The organism is Aliihoeflea sp. (assembly GCF_052435475.1).
GTDB lineage: Bacteria > Pseudomonadota > Alphaproteobacteria > Rhizobiales > Rhizobiaceae > Aliihoeflea.
On the sequence record NZ_JBQVMV010000001.1, the window covers coordinates 454,688 to 475,266 of the forward strand.

Consider the following 20,579-nt stretch of genomic DNA (forward strand, 5'->3'; position numbering starts at 1 on the left):
AGGTCTCATGACCGATCGCATCGCCGCCCTTCCCATGTATGACTGGCCGGAAGTCCGCGCCGAGACGAACGCGCAATGGACGCGCATCCGCGAAATCCTGCGCCTTGCCGGCATCGATGCACCCGAGACACTGACGCGTGAAACCGGCGACCTTTACGATTTCTGGCGCCGCCCCGACATTCTCTTTGCCCAGACCTGCTGGGGGCCGATGGGGGATGGCCTCGCCGAGCACGTGCACGTCATCGGCCAGCCCGATTATTCGGACGTGGAAGGCGGGGAGGGGGAGTTCTATCGCAGCGTGGTCCTGATGCGGGCAGATGATAAATCGCTGAGTTCCGGCACACCCCCCTCTGTCCTGCCGGACATCTCCCCCGCAGGGGGGGAGAATACTCAATCGCAAAGGTCGACGCGCGTGATCTCCCCCCTTGCGGGGGAGATGTCCGGCAGGACAGAGGGGGGCAACGTAGGGGAACTCCCTCCGCGAAACATCGACAACCTCATCCGCAACAAGCGCTTCGCCTACAACGTCCCCGACTCCATGTCCGGCTACCTCGCCCTCCAGGCGGACCTCGGCTCTCTCGACCTCTTCAGCGAACACGTCCCCACCGGCGGCCACCGCGCCTCGATCCGCGCCGTCGCGTCCAACCACGCCGATGTCTGTGCCATCGACTGCCGTTCCTGGGCGCTGGCTCAACGCCACGAACCCGCCGCAGTAAACCTCATACCCATTGGCTGGACGACCCCACGCAAGGGCCTGCCCTACATCACCAGCCGCCAAACTCCGCCGGAAACACTCGCCGCGATGCGCGCTGCCCTGATGGACGCCGGCCTGATCGTCGCCTGATTAGCCCCGCATCTTCTCGCCCAACGGGTCGAACGGCGGCTCGACCGCGATTCGTGCCGGACGCCGATGCCCGAGAATTTCGATCTCGAACATCCCGTCGCTCGCATCCTCCGAAAGCGCCGCCGGCACGTAGCCCTGCGCCATCGACTTCTCAACGAAATGCGCATAGCCGCCCGACGTCACCCAGCCGACGACCGACCATTCGCCGTCATGGATGCCGCGCACGGCCGAAGCGTCGGTCGCCGCCTGCGATCCGCGCACATCCTTGCCGTCCGCGTCGAAGCGTGGCGCGCCATAGCCGTGCGGCTCTCCGACCGTGCCGAAATCCTGCCCGTTCACCTTCGCCCAGATCGGCTCGTCGCCCGTAACGTCGGCATCGAGCGCATCGACGGTGAACGATACGCGCCGCAGTTTCGACCCGTCGGCCTGCTCCTTCGCCGCCGCCTCGCGGCCGATGAAGTCGTTCTTCTCCAGCTTGATGAAGCGATCCATCGCACCCTCGAACGGGCCGTAGATCGGCCGTAGTTCGCGGAACCAGGTCGGAAAGTTCTTTTCGAGCCGCATCGACAACAGCGCCCGCATGCCGAAATCGACGATGCCGAATTCTGCGCCCTCGCGCTTGATCGCCTCGTAGACGAGCCGCTGATAGGCCGGCTCCATCCAGATTTCGTAGCCGAGATCGCCCGTATAGGAGATGCGGTTGACCATGCACGGCGCGCCGGCCACCGCCATCTCGCGAAAATCCATGAACTTGAACGCCGCGTTCGACACGTCGACATCGACCAGCTTTTGCAACAGGTCGCGCGAGCGCGGCCCGGCGATCGAAAGCCCGACCAGCGTCTGGTCGAAGCGGATGATCCTCACCGATCGGTCATTCGGCAGGTGCTTTTCGAACCAGCGCATGTGGTATTTCTGCGCCGCCGACGAACCCCAGACCATGAACCGGTCATCATCCGCCTTGGCGATGGTGAAATCGCCAATGAGCTTGCCGAACTCGTTCAGCATCGGCGTCAGGACGATACGGCCGGTCTTCGGCATCCGGTTGGTCATCAGCCGGTTGAGGAACTCCTCCGCACCCGTTCCGGCCACTTCATACTTGGCGAAATTGGCGATTTCCGTCACGCCGACCCGTTCGCGCGTCGCGCGAACTTCCGCCCCGATATGCTCGAAATCGTTGGAGCGATGGAACGAGACGACGTCCTTCGCCTCGGTGCCCTTCGGCGCAAACCAGAGCGGCGTTTCCAGCCCCCACGAATCGCCCATGACGGCTTTGTTGTCCCGCACCATGACGTCGTAGAGCGGCGTCGTCTGCGCCGGCCGCGCGGCCGGCAGTTCCTCGTTCGGGAAGCGTATTGAGAAGCGCCGCGAATAGTTCTCGCGCACCTTGGCATTGGTGTAGCGCAGGCTCGCCCACTCGCCGAAACGCGCGACATCCATGCCCCAGACGTCGAACCCCGGATCGCCATTGACCATCCAGTTGGAGAGCGCCAGCCCCACGCCGCCGCCCTGGCTGAACCCGGCCATGACCGCGCAGGCGCACCAGAAATTTGTCAGCCCCTGCACCGGCCCGACAAGTGGATTGCCGTCCGGCGCGAAGGTGAAGGGGCCGTTGATGATCTGCTTGATGCCGGCCTTCTCGATGCCCGGAAAATGCTTGAACCCGATTTCCAGCGACGGCGCGATGCGGTCGAGGTCCGGCTGCAGCAGTTCGTGGCCGAAGTCCCACGGCGTGTTGACCGGCGACCACGGCTTGCAGGCTTTCTCATAGGTGCCGAGCAGCACCCCGTTGCGTTCCTGCCGCGTATAGATCTCGCCCTTGAAATCGAGCACGCCGACCATCTCGCGGCCGGTCCTGGCGTTGAATTCCTCGACCTCCGGCATCGGTTCGGTGAGCAGATACATGTGCTCCATGGCGAGCAGCGGCAGTTCGACGCCGACCATGCGCCCGACCTCGCGCGCCCACAGCCCCCCGCAATTGACGACATGCTCGGCCTTCACGGTGCCGTTCTTCGTCACGACGTTCCAGGTGCCATCGGCCTCCTGCGCCAGTTCGATCACCGGATTGCGCAGCACAATCTCCGCCCCGAGCGTCTTCGCCGCCTTGGCATAGGCGTGCGTCGTGCCCGACGGGTCGAGATGTCCTTCCACCGGGTCCCACATCGCGCCGACGAAATTCGTCTCGTCCATCAGCGGAAACATGGCCTTGGCTTCGGACGGCGTGATGAGTTCGGTGTCCATGCTGAGATAGCGCCCCTTGGCATGCGCGAGCCGCAGGAAATCCATCCGCTCGGGCGTATCCGCCAGCATCACGCCGCCGGTCAGGTGCAGCGAGCAGGACTGGCCCGAAATCTCCTCCAGTTCCTTGTAGAGCTGCACCGTATAGGCCTGCAGCTTGGCGACGTTTGGATCGCCGTTCAGCGTGTGAAACCCGCCCGCTGCATGCCACGACGACCCGGACGTCAGCTCCGACCGCTCGATCAGCATCACATCCGTCCACCCGGCCTTCGCCAGATGATAAAGCACCGAACACCCGACGACGCCCCCGCCGATCACAACCGCTTTTGCATGGGATTTCATATGGATATGCCTGTCTTCGGAATCAGAATGTCATGCTGGAACGATACTAGAAATCCGTCGGCGCGCCGCCCTCTGCGATCCGCCGCTGGACGAAATCGTTGACGGCTTCCTCGACCGCCGGGTCGATCGCCGGTTTCTCCCACGCCGCGAGCCGTTCCTTCCACACTCGGTTCGCCTTTTCGACCGCCGTCGGGCTGCCCGCCAGTTGCCAGCTTTCGAAATTGCGCCAGTCCGACAGGATCGGCGAATAGAACGCGTTCTTGTAGCGGTCCTGCGTGTGCTGGGTGCCGAAGAAATGCCCGCCGGGGCCGACTTCCCGAATGGCGTCGACAGCCAGCGCATCGTCCGAAAGATCGAGCGGCGTCAGGAACTCGGCAACCATCTGCAACAGGTCGATGTCGAGGATCATCTTCTCATACGAGCAGCGCAGCCCGCCCTCGAGCCAGCCGGCCGAATGCAGCATGAAATTCGCGCCCGCCTGCACCGCGCCCCACAGTGAAAAGACGCTCTCATAGGCCGCCTGTGCGTCGACGGCGTTCGCAGCGCAGACGTTCGACGTGCGGTAGGGGATGCCGTAGCGCCGCGCGAGCTGGCCGCCGACGAGCTGCGCCTTCATGTATTCCGGCGTGCCGAAGGCCGGCGCGCCGGACTTCATGTCGACATTGGAGGTGAACCCGCCATAGCCGACCGGCGCGCCCTTCCTCACCATCTGCGCGAACGCGATGGCCGACAGCGCCTCGGCGTTTTGCTGGACGAGCGCCCCTGCGATCGTCACCGGCGCCATCGCGCCGGACAGCGTGAAGGGCGTGATGATGACGATCTGCCCGCGGCTCGCCATCTGGATGATGCCTTCCATCATCGGAATGTCGAGCTTCAGCGGCGAGTTGGTGTTGATGATCGTATAGACCGACGGCTCGGCGAGAAGCTGCTCCTCCGAAATCCCGCGTGCCAGCCGCGCGATCTCGATCCCGTCCACATTGCGCTCCCGCCCGAGCGAATAGATGTGGAACGGCTTGTCGGTGATCAGCGCCAGGTCGCGCACGCATTCGAGGTGCCGGATCGACGGGTGGATGTCCGTCGGCTCGACCGGATAACCGCCGGTCGCGTGGATGACGTTGTGAACCTGCGCGAGCTTCAGGAAATTGCGGAAATCCTGTTGGTTGCCCGGCCGGCGCCCGCGGTCGAGGTCCGAGCAGTTCGGCGCCGAAGCGACCTGCGCGAAGACGAGATTGCGTCCGCCGAAATGGACGTCATGCGCCGAGTTGCGCGCGTGCAGCGTGAATTGCGATGGGCAATGCGCGACCAACTCCAGGATCAAATCGGCGTCGAAGCGCACGCGCTCCGATCCCTCGCGCACGTCGGCGCCGGCCTCCTTCATGATCCGCCGCGCCTCGTCATGCAGCACGTCGACGCCGATGTCCTTCAGCACGCGCAGCGAGGCGAGGTGGATGGACTCCAGTTCGTCCGCCGAGAGAAGTTCGGTCGGTGGGAAGGGGATTGTATGACGGCGATAGGGCGGTTGCTCGAAAGCGGCCGACCCGCCGGCGCGTTTTCCCGCCCGTCCGCCGCGCCGGCCGCGTTCGGTCGAAAGCGCCTCGGTGGGCATCGTCAGATCGGTCATCGCGGCCTCGGCGGAATGCTCAGAATCTGGCCGCATACTGGACCGCCGACGAACCATCCGACAACGGACCGGCGACCCGCAGAACGAGGGAATCGACACGGGCGACATGGCGCTATCGAAGGAGCGACATCGCCGGATTTGCCGTGTCTGGACCACCGAAATCCAACTTCTCGGCCACGCTCGTTTTGCTCTGGCGCGGGGCTTGGGGACAGGATCATGTCTGGCGATGGAAACGATCGTCGTCCCCGCCACGAAGCCCGTGCCATGGCTCGCCATCGGCGCCGTGACGGCGACCGTGTCGGTGTTCGCGATCGCGCAGGGCCTGTCCTATCCGCTCTTGAGTTTCATCCTCGAGCGGCAGGGCGTCTCGCCGACGATGATCGGCCTTTCGGCTGCCATGTCGCCGCTTGGCATGATCGTCTCGTCCTCGCTCGTGCCCATGCTGGTCAAGCGCCTCGGCGGCGTGCGCACGGTGCTCTGCTGCGCTGCCTTCTGCGCGACGCTTCTCGCACTGATCGGCGCGACTCAGAACGTCTGGCTCTGGTTCCCGCTGCGCTTCATGATAGGCATGTCGGTCATCCCGCTCTATGTCCTCTCCGAAGTCTGGATGATCTCGCTCGCGCCGGCGCATGCGCGGGGCCGGTTCATGGGTTTCTACACCTCCACCATCTCGCTCGGTTTCGCGCTCGGTCCGGCAACGCTGGCCGTGGTCGGTACCCAGGGCTGGCCGCCTTTTCTGGTTGGCATCGCCGCCTTCCTCATCTGCGGCCTGTTCGTCGCGGCCGCCGCGCCGCGCCTGCCGCAGTTCCACGAGGACGAGCAGCAGGGCACCGTGCGCCGCTTTCTGCCGGTCGCCCCGACCCTGCTTCTCGCGGTCGCCGTCGCCGCTGGGTTCGAGACTGCGATGCTGTCACTCCTGCCGTCCTACGGCCGCGCCTTCGCGGTCGGTGAGGCGGAGATGGCCACGCTCCTCACCGTCTTCATCATCGGCAATTTCGCACTGCAGGTGCCGTTCGGCATGATTGCGGACAAATGGAGCGCGCGCGCCGTCATGCTCGTCTGCACGGTGCTGACCATCGTCGGCTGCGCACTCCTGCCGCTGGTGCTGGGCACGCAAGCGCAATGGCCAGTCGCCTTCTTCTGGGGCGCCTTCGCCTATGGCATCTACACCATGGCGATCGTCGAACTCGGACAGCGTTTCTCCGGCTCCATGCTGGTTGCGGGCAATGCCGCTTTCGCGCTGATGTGGGGCATCGGCGGCATTTCCGGCCCGCCGAGCGCCGGCATCGCGATGCAGCTTTTCGGCCCGCACGGCCTGCCGGCCGTCATGGCGGCACTCTGCCTGGCTCTCGTTCTGGTCGGCGTCCTGCGCGCCCGCCAGCGCGCTTGAACCCCGGCCGGGCCGCCGCTACAAAAGCCTATGCGCCGCCCTGTCAATAGACATGCCCATGCCTCGAAGCCGTCGCCGCGCACGCGGCACGCCGAGCTTTTGCGCCTGTGCGCCCGGATCGGCTATTCGCCGCCGCTCTCCGCCTGAACCCCTCGTTCAACGGAGACACATGACATGACCTACCAGAACTATTCTCTGAAGCAGCTTCAGGAGATCGATGCGGCCCATCATCTCCACCCCTTCACCGACCACAAGGATTTGCGCGACGCCGGCTCGCGCATGATCACGCGCGCCGAAGGCCCGTTCGTCTATGACAGCGAGGGCAAGCAGATCCTCGACGGTATGGCCGGGCTCTGGTGCGTGAATGTCGGCTATGGCCGCAACGAACTGGCCGAAGCCGCCTATGCGCAGATGAAGGAACTGCCCTACTACAATTCCTTCTTCAAATGCACGACGCCGACGCCGGTCCTGCTCGCCAGAAAGCTCGCCGAAATCGCGCCCGCCAATATGAACCAGGTCTTCTACGGCTCGTCCGGCTCCGAGGCCAATGACACGGCGCTGCGCCTCGTGCGCCATTACTGGGCGCTCGAAGGCAAGCCGCAGAAGAACCGCATCATTTCGCGCAACTGGGCCTATCACGGCTCCACCATCACCGGCACTTCGCTCGGCGGCATGGCGGCGATGCACGGCCAGTTGAACGGCGCGGTGCCGAACATCGTCCACGTCATGCCGCCTTACGCGTTCGAACTGGCGAACCCCGGCGAGAGTGACCACGATTTCGGCCTGCGCGCCGCCAAGGCCGTCGAAGATGCGATCCTCGAGGCGGGCGCGGACAATGTCGCCGCCTTCATCGGAGAGCCGGTCATGGGGGCAGGGGGCGTCAAGATCGCACCCGACAGCTACTGGCCGGAAATCCAGCGCATCTGCCGCAAGCACGACGTGCTTTTGATGCTCGACGAGGTCATCACCGGCTATGGCCGTACCGGCGAGTGGTTTGCCGCGCAGTCGCTCGGCATCGAGGCCGACACGATCACCACCGCCAAGGCGCTGACCTCCGGCTACCAGCCGCTGTCGGCGCTTCTGGTCGGCGACCGGATCGCCTCGACGCTGGTTGAAAAGGGAGGCGAGTTCTATCACGGCTACACCTATTCCGGTCACCCGGTCGCCTGCGCCGTCGCGCTCGCCAATCTCGACATCATCGAGAACGAAGGCCTCGTCGAGCGCGTCCGCGAGGAAACCGGTCCGTATCTCGCAAAGGCGCTTGCGGAATGCATCGCAGGCCACGGCATCGTCGGAGAAGTCCGCAGCATAGGCCTTATGGCCGCCATCGAAATCGTCAAGGACAAGGCCTCGCGCGAGCGGTTCGAAAATGGCGGCTTCGCGGCCGCCACGGTCCGCGACCATGCCATCGCGGGCGGCATGATGATGCGCGCCGTGGGCGACACCATGATCCTGTCGCCGCCGCTGATCTGGACGAAGGACACCATCGACATGGCCTGCGAGCGCATCGGCAAGGCACTCGACCTCGCCGAGCGCGATTTGCGCAAGTAATGCGCACGATCCTTCCGCGTCAGCGCGGGAGGGTCCCCACCGGAGACCGACACCATGACCGCACCCATCCTGCCGCTCGTCGAATATGAAGACGCTTCGCCGCAAGTCCGTGAGGTCTATGACGACATCATGGAAACGCGCGGCTCCGACTGGATCAACAATTTCTGGAAGGTCCTCGCGCACGACCCTGCGACCTTGAAGCGCACATGGCAAGACGTGAAGCAGGTGATGGCACCCGGCGCGCTCGATCCCCTGACCAAGGAACTGATCTACATCGCCGTCTCCGCCACCAATGGCTGCGAATATTGCACCTATTCCCACACGGCCGGCGCGCGCGCCAAGAGCATGACGGATGCGCAGTTGATGGAAGTCATGGCCGTCGTCGGCATGGCGAACGAGACCAATCGGCTCGCCAACGGACTGCGACCGCCGGTCGATGCGCAATTCCTGCCGGAACATCCCAGGACGTGATACGTTTTGTGCAGCGCAATATTGCGCGAGGGACGTGACCATGCCGATCAAGCCCAACGCCCGTTCCGTGCGCGCCGCCGCTGCGCTGACGGGAAATCTCATGCTGGCGCCCGCCGTCATCGCCATGCGCATGCCGATGCTGACGGCCGAGGCCAACAGTTCCAACCCTTATCGCGTCGAGACGACGCGCGCCGTGACGGAAAAGATGTCGGCCATGGTCGAGGGGGCGCTGGCGGCGCAGATGGCCTTCGCTCAGGCGGCGATCCAGTTCTGGCCGGAAGTCTGGTCTGATCGCACACCGGCACTCTTGAGCGGCGTCGCGGCCGACAGGGCCATGCGCGCCGCGCTTTTGCCCTCCGGGCGCGCGGTCAAGAGTAACCATCGCCGTTTGAGCCGAGTGAAGTAGATAAACGCAAAAACCGCGCTCTCCGGAAGAGAAACGCGGTCTTGCCACAAAGACGCATGGCACTTCGCGACAAGATACTTGCGAAGGATACTGCTCCGGTACGCAATACCTGATCCGGAGCGGGAGGCGGCTGCGACAACCGCCTTGTCATCTGTTCTAGCGGGACAATCTTACCAGCGGGTTAGCAGTCACTTAAGCAAAGATGAATCTACCGAAAATCGCGTCGATCAATCTGTTTTCCCGCGCAGGAAGTTGATGATGCCGGAAAAATCGGTCCCGCCCTGGCCCATTGCGTTGAAAAGCGCGTAAAGCTGCGTCGCCTCGGCGCCGAGCGGCGTCACCGCCCCGGCATTCTGCGCGGCCTCCTGCGCCAGCTTCAGGTCCTTTAGCATCAGCGCGGCGGCGAAGCCCGGCTTGTAGTCGCGGTTCGCGGGCGAATTCGGCACGGGGCCGGGGACGGGGCAATAGGTCGTCAGCGACCAGCACTGGCCCGACGACGTCGACGCGACGTCGTAGAGCGCCTGATGCGACAGGCCGAGCTTTTCGGCCAGCACGAACGCTTCGCCGACGCCGATCATCGAGATGCCGAGGATCATGTTGTTGCAGATTTTCGCCGCCTGGCCTGCGCCAGCGTCGCCGCAATTGACCACCTTTCCGGCCATGGGCTTCAGCACCGGCGCGGCTTTGGCGAACGCATCGGCGCTGCCGCCGGCCATGAAGGTCAGCGTCCCGGCCTCCGCCCCGCCGACGCCGCCCGAAACCGGCGCATCGACTGACAGCATGCCCGCATCCGCCGCGATCTTGTGTGCCTTGCGCGCCGATTCCACGTCGATGGTGGAGGAATCGATGAAGAGCGTCCCCTTGGCCGCCGCCGGCACGATGTCCTCATAGACGGACACGACATGCTTGCCCGCCGGCAGCATGGTGATGATCACCTCGGCCCCCGCAATCGCCTCGCGTGCGCTCGCCGCCACCGACGCGCCATTGGCCCTGGCGGTTTCGAGATTGGCCTCGACGAGGTCGAACCCGGTCACCTTGTGTCCCGCCTTGACGAGATTGGCCGCCATGGGATTGCCCATATTGCCGAGGCCGATGAATGCGATGGTCGTCATGTGTTTCCTCCGATGTGAGGGAATTAGGGGAGTAGGGGAGTAGGGAATTAGGGGACTAGATGAGGAAGTCGGATCAGCGCTTTTCACCTACTCCCGTATTCCCTTACTCCCCTATTCCCCTCTTCACTTCCCGATCAAACTGCGCGCGATGATCACCCGCATGATCTCGTTCGTCCCTTCGAGAATCTGATGCACGCGCAGATCGCGCACGATCTTCTCGACGCCGTAATCGTGCAGGTAGCCATAACCGCCATGGACCTGCAGCGCCTCGTTGGCGACGTCGAAGCAGGTGTCGGTCACGAAGCGCTTGGCCATCGCCGACCACTTGCCGGCATCGTGCGCCTTGCGGTCGAGCTTGGAGGCCGCCGCGTAGAGCAGCATGCGCGAGGCGCTGAGGTCCGTTTCCATGTCGGCCAGTTTGAACTGCAGCGCCTGGAACTGGTCGAGCGTCTTGCCGAAAGCCTGCCGTTCGGCGGCATAGGCCAGCGCCTTGTCGAGCGCGGACTGCGCGCCGCCGAGCGAGCAGGCGGCGATGTTGAGCCGGCCGCCGTCGAGCCCGGCCATGGCGATCTTGAAGCCCATGCCCTCGTCGGCAAGCAGGTTTTCCGCCGGCACCTTGCAGTCGTCGAAGATCACCTGGCGGGTCGGCTGCATGTGCCAGCCCATCTTGTTTTCGCTCGCGCCGAAGGAAAGCCCGGGCGCGTCCTTGGGGATGACCAGCGTCGAGACGCCCTTCGGCCCGTCCTCTCCGGTGCGCACCATCGCGACATAGACGTCCGATTCGCCCGCGCCGGAGATGAATTGCTTCGCGCCGTTGACGATATAGTCGCTGCCGTTTCCGCCCGAGCGCGTCGCGCGCGTCTTGAGCGCGGCGGCATCGGAGCCGGCGCCCGGCTCCGTCAGACAGTAGCTGGCGATCCATTCGAGCGAGGTCAGCTTCGGAAGGAAGCGCTGGCGCTGCGCCTCGTCGCCGAACTTGTCGATCATCCATGTCGCCATGTTGTGGATCGAGATGAACGACGAGAAGGCGGGGCAGGCGGCCGCGAGCGCCTCGAAGATCAGCACCGCGTCGAGCCGTCCCAGCCCCGACCCGCCGACATCCTCGCCGATATAGATGCCGCCGAAGCCGAGCGGACCCGTCTCGCGAATGACGTTGGCCGGGAAATGGCGCTCGCGATCCCAGTCGAGCGCATAGGGCGCGACACGCTCGGCGGCGAAGCCCGCCGTCATTTCCTGAATGGCGCGCTGGTCCTCGTTGAGTTCGAACTGGCTGGCCGTGGCGTCGGTCGCGGCGTCCATGCCGACCTCCCTGTCGCAATGGATTTTCCTCGGACGGCAATCTAGACCATTGTCCGACGCGCGCAACGTGAAGCCTTTGCGCCGAGCGACAAGGGGATGTGCATGGGTTCGAGTCTGGGGTGCGCCGTTTGACCCGCGCCATCATGCTTCAAGGCACCGGCTCGGATGTCGGCAAGACGCTGCTGGTCGCGGGCCTCTGCCGCGCGGCCCTGCATCGCGGCCTGCGCGTGCGCCCGTTCAAGCCGCAGAACATGTCGAACAACGCCGCGATCGCCATCGGCCTCGACGGGTCGCCCGGAGAGATCGGCCGCGCGCAATGGCTGCAGGCGCGCGCCTGCAAGGTCGCGCCATCAGTCGACATGAATCCCGTCCTGCTGAAGCCGCAAAGCGATGTCGGGGCCCAGATCGTCATCCATGGCCGCATGGCGGGCGAGGCGGCCGCGCGCAACTTCGGCGCTCAGAAGGACCGGCTGATGGCGGCCGTCATGGAATCCTGGCACCGCCTGCGCGAAGATGCCGACCTCGTCATCGTCGAGGGCGCCGGCTCGCCGGCCGAGATCAATCTGCGCGACCGAGACATCGCCAACATGGGCTTTGCGACGGCCGCGAACGTGCCCGTCGTCCTCGTCGGCGACATCGACCGCGGCGGCGTCATCGCCTCCATCGCTGGCACCCACCTGATCCTGCCCGACGAAGACCGGCGGATGATCGCTGGCTTCATCGTCAATAAATTCCGCGGCGAGCTCTCGCTTTTCGACGACGGCCTCGCCGCCATCGAGCGCTTCACCGGCTGGCGCGCCTTCGGCGTCGTGCCGTGGTTGAAAGAAGCCGCGCTGCTGCCCGCCGAAGACGCGGTCGTGCTCGACCGCGCCCCGCGCGGCGGCAAGGGATGGCTGACGATCGCGGTGCCCATGCTCTCGCGCATCGCCAATTTCGACGACCTCGACCCGCTGCGCGCCGAGCCGGACGTGGATGTCCTCTTCGTGCCGCCCGGCCGGCCGATCCCGCCGGTCGATATCGTCATCCTCCCGGGCTCCAAATCGACCATCGCCGATCTCGCTTTCCTGCGCGTGCAGGGCTGGGACCGTGACATCGCCCGGCACCACGCTTCCGGTGGAACGGTGATCGGCTTGTGCGGCGGCTTCCAGATGCTCAGTCGACACGTCAGCGACCCCACCGGAACCGAAGGACTGGACCGCGACGCGCCCGGCCTCGGCCTTCTCGACGTCGAAACATTGCTCGAGCCGCAAAAGACCCTGCGCGAGGCAACCGCCCGCTCGCTCCGCCACGGCGTCGAAACCTCGGGCTACGAAATCCATCTCGGCCGTACCATTGGTCCCGACTGCGCGCGTCCCGTCTTCGAAATCGACGGCGTGCCGGATGGCGCAATGTTGGTCGACGGCCGCGTCTGGGGCACCTACCTCCACGGCCTCTTCACCGGCGACGAATTCCGCCGCCGCTTCCTTGCCGACCACGGCGTCGAAGCTTCGCCACTCGGCTTCGAGCAGCGCATCGACGACGCACTCGACGCCATCGCCGAAGCCCTCGAAACCCATCTCGACTGCGACGCGCTGTTTGCTGTCGCCCGCTGATCGTCAGGCGTTCTCTTTGAACCAGTCGACGATCGCCGGCATGTTGCGCTCGAAGCCGCCGGGAATGAAGAAGTTGAGAAGCCCTGCGCGCGCATCCGTCCGGTTCTCGAAATCGTGGATCGTCCCGGCCGGAATGCGCAGGAAATCGCCCGGCCCGATATCGTGCCATTCCTCGCCGGTAAGCACCGCCATGACGCCGCCGATCCCGTAGAACACCTCGTCATTCGCCTCATGGCTGTGTGCGCCGGGCCCGGTCGTATTCGCCTCGAGCCACCATTCGGAGACGCTGTAGGCTTCCTTCGTCTCCGTCTCGTCCGCCTTGAAGATCGCCCGCATGCCCGGCATGTCGTAGCTTCGACCGGATCCGGCCGCGAGCTTGATGATCTGCGGTCCTGATCCTTCGTCCATCCTTCCCTCCCAGATTTCAGGCGAGAATAGCGCGAACCGCTATCGGCCCGCACGCGTGAATTGAAGCCCCGCGAACATACCCGCGCCACGCCCCAAGTATAAATGGTTCGTAAGGGTCATTCAGGTAGCAATGAAATGTACGGCGCGGCCGTGACATGCACATCGGAGGTTGATCAGTGCTGATGACGGGCCAGGACCTCAAGATGCCGGTCGAAACCTTGCTCATTCTGGCGATCATCCTGCGCGAAGGCGACAGGCTGGATCAGCTCGGCCTGCTGTCCGAGCGCGTCTACGACTGGCTGGCGCTCGGGCCCGAAGAACGCGAGCTGCTCGCGGGCGAGCTGCGAACCTATCACGCTGGCGTCAGCTCCGCCGCAAGCATCCTGGCATTACGCGCCTTGCCCGGCGATCGGCGTCGGCTCCTCGCACGCCAGGTGCTCGACTTCGCCGCATCCGATCCGTTGCTGCGCCCGCACCAGCGCCGTCTGGCAATCCGTGTCGACGACATCCTGGCCGTCGACGATCCGCTCTAGACGCGCACGGCCGCACGCCTCCGCGCAAGCGCGCGGTCGAGGTCGGGCGAGGCGGCGACGAGCATCCTGCCGGCCTCCGATTGCGGGTCGTCCAGCACCGCGCCGGTATCCCCGCGCTCCACGATCTCGCCCTCATGCATCACCATCACCTGATCGGTGATCGCCCGCGCGACCGCCAGATCGTGCGTGATGAACAGATAGGCGACGCCGAGCCGCTGGTTCAAATCGGCGAAGAGGTCGAGCACCTGCGCCCGGATCGAGACGTCCAGCGCCGACACCGGCTCGTCGGCGACGATCAGCTTCGGCCGCGTGATCAGCGCCCGCGCGATCGAAAGCCGCTGCCGCTGGCCGCCGGAAAATTCGTGCGGATACCTGTCCATTTCCGCGGCCGAAAGCCCGACTTCGGCGAGTGCCTGCGCGACCCGCTCGCGTCGTTCGCTGCGCGAGGGCTGGCTTTCCAGAAGATGCAGCGGTTCGGCCACCAGCCGCTCCACCTTGTGGCGCGGGTTGAACGAGCCGTAGGGGTCCTGAAAGACGACCTGCATATTGCGCCGTGACGGGCGCAACTCGGCTTCGCTCTTCGTCGTCAGTTCCTCCCCGCCAAAACGAATTGAACCCGATGTCGGCCGGTCAAGCGCGAGGATCATGCGAGCGAGCGTGGATTTCCCACACCCCGACCGACCCACGAGCGCCATCGACTGGCCCTCGTAAAGGTCGAACGACACGCTCCGAACGGCGCGGAAAGGCTCGGGTTTTGAGAACAGCGAGCGCCGCCGGCCGGCATAGTCTCGGGTGACGCCATCTACGATAAGGAGGAAGCGAGACTCGGCATCCCCAGACATTTGTCCGGCATCACGTGGCGACGCTTCACCCCCACCCCACACCCCTCCCCACAAGGGGGAGGGAGACGTCGAAGCCGAACTCGTTTCGCCAAGATCTACGCCAGGCTTCAAAGTTGAAGGGCTGGCAGCAACGTCCACGTCTCCCTCCCCCTTGTGGGGAGGGGTGAGGGGTGGGGGTATGAAGCGCGAAACCCTCTCCGGCACATGCGTCGAAGCCTCGGCCAACTGCCGCGTATAGGGATGCGCCTTCTCCGTCAGGATGCGTCCCGTCTCGCCCGAATCCATCACCTCGCCATGGCGCATGATCGTCACCCGGTCGGCCATGTCGGCGACGACCGCCAGATCGTGCGAAATCAGCAGCAACCCCATCCGCCGCTCGTCGACGAGATCACGCAGAAGTTCAAGAATCTGCGCCTGGAGCACCACATCGAGCGCCGTTGTCGGCTCGTCGGCGACGAGCAGCTTCGGCTGCAACGCACACGCGATGGCGATCACCACCCGCTGGCGCTGCCCTCCCGACAATTCATGCGGATAGCGCGTCAACGGAAACTTCGCTTCCGGCAATCCCACCCGGTCGAGCATCGCGCGGGCCCTGTCCTCCGCGTCTTTCCTGTTCGCGCCGGTATGCCAGCGGATGCCCTCGGCCACCTGCTCGCCGATCGTCTTGACCGGGTTGAGCGCGGTCATCGGCTCTTGGAACACCATGCCGATATCGTCGCCGCGCAGCTTGTTCATCGCCGCTTCCGGCGTGTTCAGGATGTCGATCCCGTCGAAACTGACGCGCCCGCTCGTCCGCGCCAGTTCCGGCAAAAGCCGCATCAGCGTCAGCGCCGTCATCGATTTGCCGGAGCCGGATTCACCCACCAGCCCCAGCACCTCGCCTTGGTCGATATGCAGGTCGACGCCCTTCAAAATCTCGAAATTGCCGATCGAGAGGCGCAGGCTTTCGATTTCGAGCAGGCTCATCGCTGGCGCCTCAGTCGCGGGTCGAGCACGTCGCGCAGGCCGTCGCCGAGAAGATTGAGGCCGAGCACGGTGACGACGATGGCAAGCCCCGGAAAGATCGCGAGGTGCGGCGCGACCATCATCCGCGTCTGCGCGTCGAACAGCATCCGTCCCCAGCTCGTCATCGGCGGCTGCGCGCCGAGCCCGAGATAGGAAAGCCCGGCTTCGGCCAGGATGCCGAGCGCGAACTGGATCGTGCCCTGGACGAGCAGGATCGAGGCGATGTTCGGCATGATGTGTTCGATGGTGATGAGCGTCGCCGACTTGCCTGACGCGCGCGCGGCCAGCACATATTCGCGCGGCCACAGCGCCATCGCGCCCGCGCGCGCGACGCGCGCGAAGACCGGGATGTTGAAGATGCCGATGGCGACGATGGCGTTGACCGCGCCCGGCCCGAAGATCGCCGTGATCATGATCGCCGAGAGCAGGGCAGGGAAGGCGAAGACGACGTCGTTGAAGCGCATCAGCGCCTCGTCGATCCAGCCGCCGCGCGCAGCCGCCCAGCAACCGAGCGGCACGCCGATCCCCATGCCGATGCCGACTGCGACGAAGGCGACGGCGATCGAATTGCGCGCGCCCATCATGATCAGCGAGAGGATGTCGCGGCCAAAATGGTCGGTGCCGAACCAGTGCTGCGCCGAAATCGGCTGCATCCGGTTGGCGACCGTCAGATTGATGACGTCGTGCGGCGTCCAGAAAAACGAGACCAACGCCATCAGCGCGATCAGCGCCGTGATGACGAAGCCGGTGACGAAAGACGCGTTCGAAAACGCCGCGCCGACGAACTGCCCGGCGCCCTCGACCGGCGGCGATGTCGGCTCGGCGCTCATGCGCGCGCCCTCAGCCGCGGATCGACCATCGCATAGGCGATGTCGACGAGGATGTTGACGAGGACGACGCTCGCGACGAGCAGCATAACCACGCCCTCGACCACGATCAGGTCGCGCTGCGTGATAGCCTGGAATACCAGCCGGCCGAGCCCGGGCAGATAGAACACGTTCTCGATGATGATCGTCCCGGCCAATAGGAAGGCGAATTGCAGGCCGAGAATAGTCAGAACCGGGATCATCGCATTGCGCAGTGCATGCCGCCACAGAACGTAACGGCGCGGCATGCCCTTCGCGCGCGCGGTGCGGATGTAGTCCTCGCCGAGCACTTCGAGCATCGCCGATCGCGTGACACGCGCGAGGATGGCGGCCTGCGGCAGGGCAAGTGCGATGGAGGGCAGGATCAGCGCCTTGATCCCCGGCCAAATCCCGCCCGCCCAGCCCGGAAAGCCTCCGGCTGGAACGAGCCGCAGCCACACGGCGAAGATGTAGATGAGCAGCAGCGCGAACCAGAAATTCGGAATGGCGACGCCGACCTGCGCCGTTCCCATCGACACCGTATCGCCTAGCCGCCCCCGCCGCGCGGCGGCGAAGATGCCGACCGGAATGGCGATGACCGTCGAAAGAACAAGCGAGATCACCGCCAGCGGCAGCGATACGATGGCCCGTTCCGCGATGAGGTCGATGACCGGCGAGCGGTAGGTATAGGAATTGCCGAAGTCTCCGACCGCCATGCCGGCGATCCAGTTCACATAGCGCTCCAGAAGCGGCACATTGAGCCCCATCTGCTCACGCAACGTCGCCAGCGCCTCTGGCGTCGCATTCATCCCCAGCATGATCCGCGCCGGATCGCCCGGCAGAATCTCCATGATGGAGAACACGACGATGGACGCCACGAGCAGCGTGACGAGGCCGATGATGACGCGCTGGAGGAGGAAGAGGGTCATCGGGGCGCCGAAACCTTGCCGGATCGGAAAGGCGGAGTTCGGTCGCGCCCCCCTCTGCCTTGCCAGGCGCCCTGGCCCGAACCACGGGTCTCGGCCCGTCCTTCGGCCCCCCCGCGAGGGGGGAGATTAGTCGCGTCATCACCGCGCGTGATCTCCCCCCTCGCGGGGGAGATGGGCGGCAGCCCAGAGGGGGGCAACGTAAAGCTCACGGTGCGTAGCTTTCTCCGGCTACTCCGCCCACTTCACCTGCGTCAGATCCGTCGCCTGGATCGGCGAATTCTCCCACATGCCTTCGAGCTTGGCATCCCACACGCCGATCTTCGGCAACTGGAACAGGAAGCCGACCACGGCGTCTTCCGCCAGAATCCGCTGCGCCTGGCCGTAGAGCTCGTTGCGCTTTTCCTCGTCCGAAGTCGCATCGAGTTCGGCGATGACCGCGTTGAACTGCTCGTTCTGGTAGTTGAAGTAGTAGTCCGGCCGTGAATAGATGTCGATGTCGTTCGGCTCGGTATGCGAGATCACCGTGAAGTCGTAGTCCTTCTCGGTGAACACTTGGCTCAGCCAGTCGGCCCATTCCACCGGAATGATCTCGAGTTCGATGCCCACCTGGCGAAGCTGCGAGGCGATGACCTGTCCGCCTTCGCGCGCATAGGGCGGGGGCGGCAGTTTCAGCGTTGCCGAGATGCCATCGGCGAAGCCTGCGTCGGCCAGAAGCTGCTTCGCTTTCTCCGGATCGTAGGGATAGGTGTCGGTCAAATCGACATAGGCCGCGTTGGCCGGCGAGAAGTGCGAGCCGATCGGCGTGCCGAGCCCCGAGCCGTTGCCTGCGATGATCTCTTCGCGGTTCAGCGCATGGGCGATCGCCTGGCGCACTTCCAGTTTGTCGAACGGCTCCTTGCCATTGTTGATCGAAAGCAGCGTCTCGCCTTCGGTCGAGCCGATCACGACCTCGAAGCGCGAGTCGGACTGAATCTGCGCCAGAGCGTCGCCTGCCGGCATTTGCGGGAAGGCGTGGACGTCACCCGAAAGCAGCGCCGGAATGGCGGCCGCGGCGTCCGGCACGATGCGGAATTCGGCACGCTCGAGAGCCACCGCTTCGCCCCAATAGTCCGGGTTCTTGACCAGAACGACGGACGAGCCCTTGGCCCAGCTATCGAACTTGAACGGCCCGGTGCCGACCGGCGTCTCCATGTTGCCGGCGGCCGAGGCCTCGGACACGATCACCGCATCGCCCCAGCCCATATTGTAGAGGAACGAGCCCTGCGGGCGCGACAGCGTCACGGTCACCGTCGTCGGGTCGGTCGCCTCGACATTCTCGATGGCGGCGAACAGGCCCTTCTGCGCATTGGTGGAATCCTCGGCCCGGGCGCGGTCGAGCGAGAATTTCACGTCGGCGGAGGAAAATTCCGCCCCGTCGTGGAATTTCACGCCATCTTGCAGCTTGAAAGTGTAGGTCAGCCCGTCCTCGGAAATCTCCCAGCTTTCCGCCAGCGCCGGCAGCACTTCGCCCGTCCGCCCGATCTTGGTCAGCCCTTCGAAGAGGTTTGCATAGACGATTTCGTCGATCGCAGCGGCCGCGCCTGCGGTCGGGTCGAGATGCGGCGGCTCCAGCACGACGCCGATCACGACGTCGGCGCGTTGCGCGAAGGCGGTGCCGGAGGCGAGCGCGATGGCCGCTGCGGCAAGCACAGGAACGATGATCTTCATGTCAGGCAGGCTCCCAGGGATTATCGATGTTTTGCCGGATTGAAGCGCGAAAACCGGCCCGAGTAAATCGCGATTGTGCTCTGCACACCCGTTGCGATGAAAAGTTAATGCGCGGCACGAACGCCGCCTAGTTTCTTTGCCCGCCGAGCAGGTGTCCGAGCCCGATGGCCATCACCTTGGCAGACTGGGCCATGTCCTCGATGCCCACCCATTCGTCCGGCTGGTGGGCAAGGTCGAGGATGCCGGGCCCATAGGCGATGCAACTGAACAGGTGCCCGATGCGCGAGACGTGCTTCTGGTCGTAAGTGCCGGGCGAGATGACGTAGTCCGGCTCCCGGTCGAAGATGTCGCGAATGCCGGACGCGACGGCTTTGACCACCGGCTCGTCCTTTTCCGTCATCAGCGGCAGCACTTCCATCATGTCGCGGATCGAATAATCGAACTTCGGCCGCTCAGTCTTCAGCCGGTCGAGGATCGACGTCACCTCGCGCTTCACGTCGCCGATGTCTTCCTCGAGCAGGAAGCGCCGATCGATCACCGTCCGGCAGGTGTCGGCCACATTGGGCGAGGGCAGGCCGGGATAGAAGTCCTCGGTCTGGCCGCCATGGATCGAGTTGATGTTCATCGTCGAGCGCCGCGCGCCCTCCGGCACGACGGGCGTGCGCGTCTGTTTCTTGTCGAGCGCGGGAAACAACTCGTCCTCGAAGGCTGCCAGCACCGCGCCCATGTGGCGGATCGCCGAATCGCCGAGGAACGGCATCGACCCATGCGCGATCCGCCCCTTGGTCTCGATTTCCGCCCACCAGACGCCGCGATGGCCAAGGCAGATCCGGTCCTTGTTCAGCGGTTCGGGAATGATGACGTGGTCGACGCGCGGTTTCGAAAAATAGCCCTTGCCGGCAAGATAGGCGACGCCGCCGAACCCGCCCGACTCCTCGTCCACCGTGCCGGAAATCTCGATGGCGCCCGCAAAATCCGGGTTGGTCGCGATGAAGGCTTCCGCTGCGATGACGGAGGCGGCGAGCCCGCCCTTCATGTCGCAGGCGCCGCGGCCATAGACGCGCCCCTCCTTGACGACGCCCTCATAGGGATCGACCGTCCAGCCTTCGCCCGCCTCGACCACGTCGATATGCGAGTTGAAATGCACAGTCTCGCCCGGCCTCTTGCCCTCGTAGCGCGCAATGACATTGGTGCGTGGATAGCGGTCGCTGTCGCCCGGCGTGCCTTCGCCGCGCACATATTCGATTACGAACCCCGAACGCTTCAACCGTTCGCCGAGATATTCGGCGCAGGGCGTATAGGCCTCGCCTGGCGGGTTGATCGTCGGGAAACGGATCAGGTCACGCGTTAGCGCCACGATGTCGTCGGTGCGGTCGTCGACCGCCTTCATCAATTGGTCTCTCATGTCCGCAATGTGAGCGGGCGAGGAAACGCTTGGCAAGTGCGG

At 64.9% G+C, this 20,579-nt stretch carries 17 protein-coding genes; 7 read left to right on the top strand and 10 right to left on the bottom strand.

Going from position 1 to position 20,579, the window contains the following annotated elements; genetic code table 11:
• Positions 1 to 7 precede the first annotated feature (7 nt).
• The gene (locus tag ACT6QU_RS02360; protein WP_444563233.1) at positions 8 to 844 is read left to right on the top strand and encodes a phosphate/phosphite/phosphonate ABC transporter substrate-binding protein; all 837 of its coding nucleotides are present in this window, start codon (positions 8 to 10) and stop codon (positions 842 to 844) included.
• On the opposite strand, the gene ACT6QU_RS02365 is transcribed toward ACT6QU_RS02360, so the two are convergent.
• Positions 845 to 3,421, bottom strand: coding sequence for a GcvT family protein (locus ACT6QU_RS02365; protein ID WP_444563234.1), 2,577 nt, complete (start codon positions 3,419 to 3,421; stop codon positions 845 to 847). It abuts the gene before it with no gap.
• A 46-nt stretch (positions 3,422 to 3,467) separates the two neighbouring features.
• The gene (locus ACT6QU_RS02370) at positions 3,468 to 5,042 is read right to left on the bottom strand and encodes a trimethylamine methyltransferase family protein (RefSeq protein WP_444563235.1); all 1,575 of its coding nucleotides are present in this window, start codon (positions 5,040 to 5,042) and stop codon (positions 3,468 to 3,470) included.
• A gap of 226 nt (positions 5,043 to 5,268) precedes the next feature.
• On the opposite strand from ACT6QU_RS02370, the gene ACT6QU_RS02375 reads away from it, so the two are divergent.
• From ACT6QU_RS02375 to ACT6QU_RS02390, 4 genes are all read left to right on the top strand, one after another.
• Positions 5,269 to 6,432, top strand: a complete 1,164-nt coding sequence (locus ACT6QU_RS02375; protein ID WP_444563236.1) for an MFS transporter — start codon at positions 5,269 to 5,271, stop codon at positions 6,430 to 6,432.
• A 174-nt stretch (positions 6,433 to 6,606) separates the two neighbouring features.
• Entirely contained in the window at positions 6,607 to 7,983 is a 1,377-nt protein-coding gene (locus ACT6QU_RS02380; protein ID WP_444563237.1) for an aspartate aminotransferase family protein, read from the top strand.
• 54 nt (positions 7,984 to 8,037) lie between these two features.
• Positions 8,038 to 8,454 (top strand): carboxymuconolactone decarboxylase family protein, encoded by a 417-nt coding sequence (locus ACT6QU_RS02385; RefSeq protein ID WP_444563238.1) that lies wholly within the window; start codon positions 8,038 to 8,040, stop codon positions 8,452 to 8,454.
• Between the two features lie 40 nt (positions 8,455 to 8,494).
• The gene (locus ACT6QU_RS02390; protein WP_444563239.1) at positions 8,495 to 8,860 is read left to right on the top strand and encodes a hypothetical protein; all 366 of its coding nucleotides are present in this window, start codon (positions 8,495 to 8,497) and stop codon (positions 8,858 to 8,860) included.
• A gap of 227 nt (positions 8,861 to 9,087) precedes the next feature.
• On the opposite strand, the gene mmsB is transcribed toward ACT6QU_RS02390, so the two are convergent.
• Together mmsB and ACT6QU_RS02400 are read right to left on the bottom strand one after the other, a co-directional pair.
• Positions 9,088 to 9,972: a 3-hydroxyisobutyrate dehydrogenase gene (gene mmsB, locus ACT6QU_RS02395; protein WP_444563240.1), complete on the bottom strand. Its 885-nt coding sequence runs from the start codon at positions 9,970 to 9,972 to the stop codon at positions 9,088 to 9,090.
• Between the two features lie 123 nt (positions 9,973 to 10,095).
• On the bottom strand, positions 10,096 to 11,271 hold the full coding sequence (locus tag ACT6QU_RS02400; RefSeq protein WP_444563241.1) for an isobutyryl-CoA dehydrogenase: 1,176 nt from the start codon (positions 11,269 to 11,271) through the stop codon (positions 10,096 to 10,098).
• A 128-nt stretch (positions 11,272 to 11,399) separates the two neighbouring features.
• Between ACT6QU_RS02400 and ACT6QU_RS02405 the strand changes: the two genes are divergently transcribed.
• Positions 11,400 to 12,863: a cobyric acid synthase gene (locus ACT6QU_RS02405; protein WP_444563264.1), complete on the top strand. Its 1,464-nt coding sequence runs from the start codon at positions 11,400 to 11,402 to the stop codon at positions 12,861 to 12,863.
• Between the two features lie 3 nt (positions 12,864 to 12,866).
• Here ACT6QU_RS02405 and ACT6QU_RS02410 read toward each other — a convergent pair whose 3' ends face one another.
• Positions 12,867 to 13,271, bottom strand: coding sequence for a cupin domain-containing protein (locus tag ACT6QU_RS02410; protein WP_444563242.1), 405 nt, complete (start codon positions 13,269 to 13,271; stop codon positions 12,867 to 12,869).
• 176 nt (positions 13,272 to 13,447) lie between these two features.
• Here ACT6QU_RS02410 and ACT6QU_RS02415 point away from each other — a divergent pair, with 176 nt between their 5' ends.
• A complete protein-coding gene (locus ACT6QU_RS02415; RefSeq protein ID WP_444563243.1) occupies positions 13,448 to 13,804 on the top strand; it encodes a hypothetical protein in 357 nt (118 codons plus the stop codon).
• Here ACT6QU_RS02415 and ACT6QU_RS02420 read toward each other — a convergent pair.
• From ACT6QU_RS02420 to ACT6QU_RS02440, 5 genes are all read right to left on the bottom strand, one after another.
• Complete coding sequence (locus ACT6QU_RS02420) at positions 13,801 to 15,612, bottom strand: ABC transporter ATP-binding protein (RefSeq protein WP_444563244.1); 1,812 nt, start codon at positions 15,610 to 15,612, stop codon at positions 13,801 to 13,803. The genes ACT6QU_RS02415 and ACT6QU_RS02420 overlap by 4 nt on opposite strands.
• Entirely contained in the window at positions 15,609 to 16,481 is an 873-nt protein-coding gene (locus ACT6QU_RS02425; protein WP_444563245.1) for an ABC transporter permease, read from the bottom strand. Before ACT6QU_RS02425 ends, ACT6QU_RS02420 begins: the two co-directional genes overlap by 4 nt.
• Positions 16,478 to 17,425, bottom strand: a complete 948-nt coding sequence (locus ACT6QU_RS02430; protein WP_444563246.1) for an ABC transporter permease — start codon at positions 17,423 to 17,425, stop codon at positions 16,478 to 16,480. The genes ACT6QU_RS02425 and ACT6QU_RS02430 overlap by 4 nt, the downstream gene beginning before the upstream one ends.
• A 228-nt stretch (positions 17,426 to 17,653) precedes the next feature.
• A complete protein-coding gene (locus ACT6QU_RS02435; protein WP_444563247.1) occupies positions 17,654 to 19,132 on the bottom strand; it encodes an ABC transporter substrate-binding protein in 1,479 nt (492 codons plus the stop codon).
• 127 nt (positions 19,133 to 19,259) lie between these two features.
• Positions 19,260 to 20,537 carry an acetylornithine deacetylase/succinyl-diaminopimelate desuccinylase family protein gene (locus tag ACT6QU_RS02440; RefSeq protein ID WP_444563248.1) on the bottom strand — a complete coding sequence of 426 codons (1,278 nt, stop codon included), beginning with the start codon at positions 20,535 to 20,537 and terminating at the stop codon, positions 19,260 to 19,262.
• Positions 20,538 to 20,579: the final 42 nt, after the last annotated feature.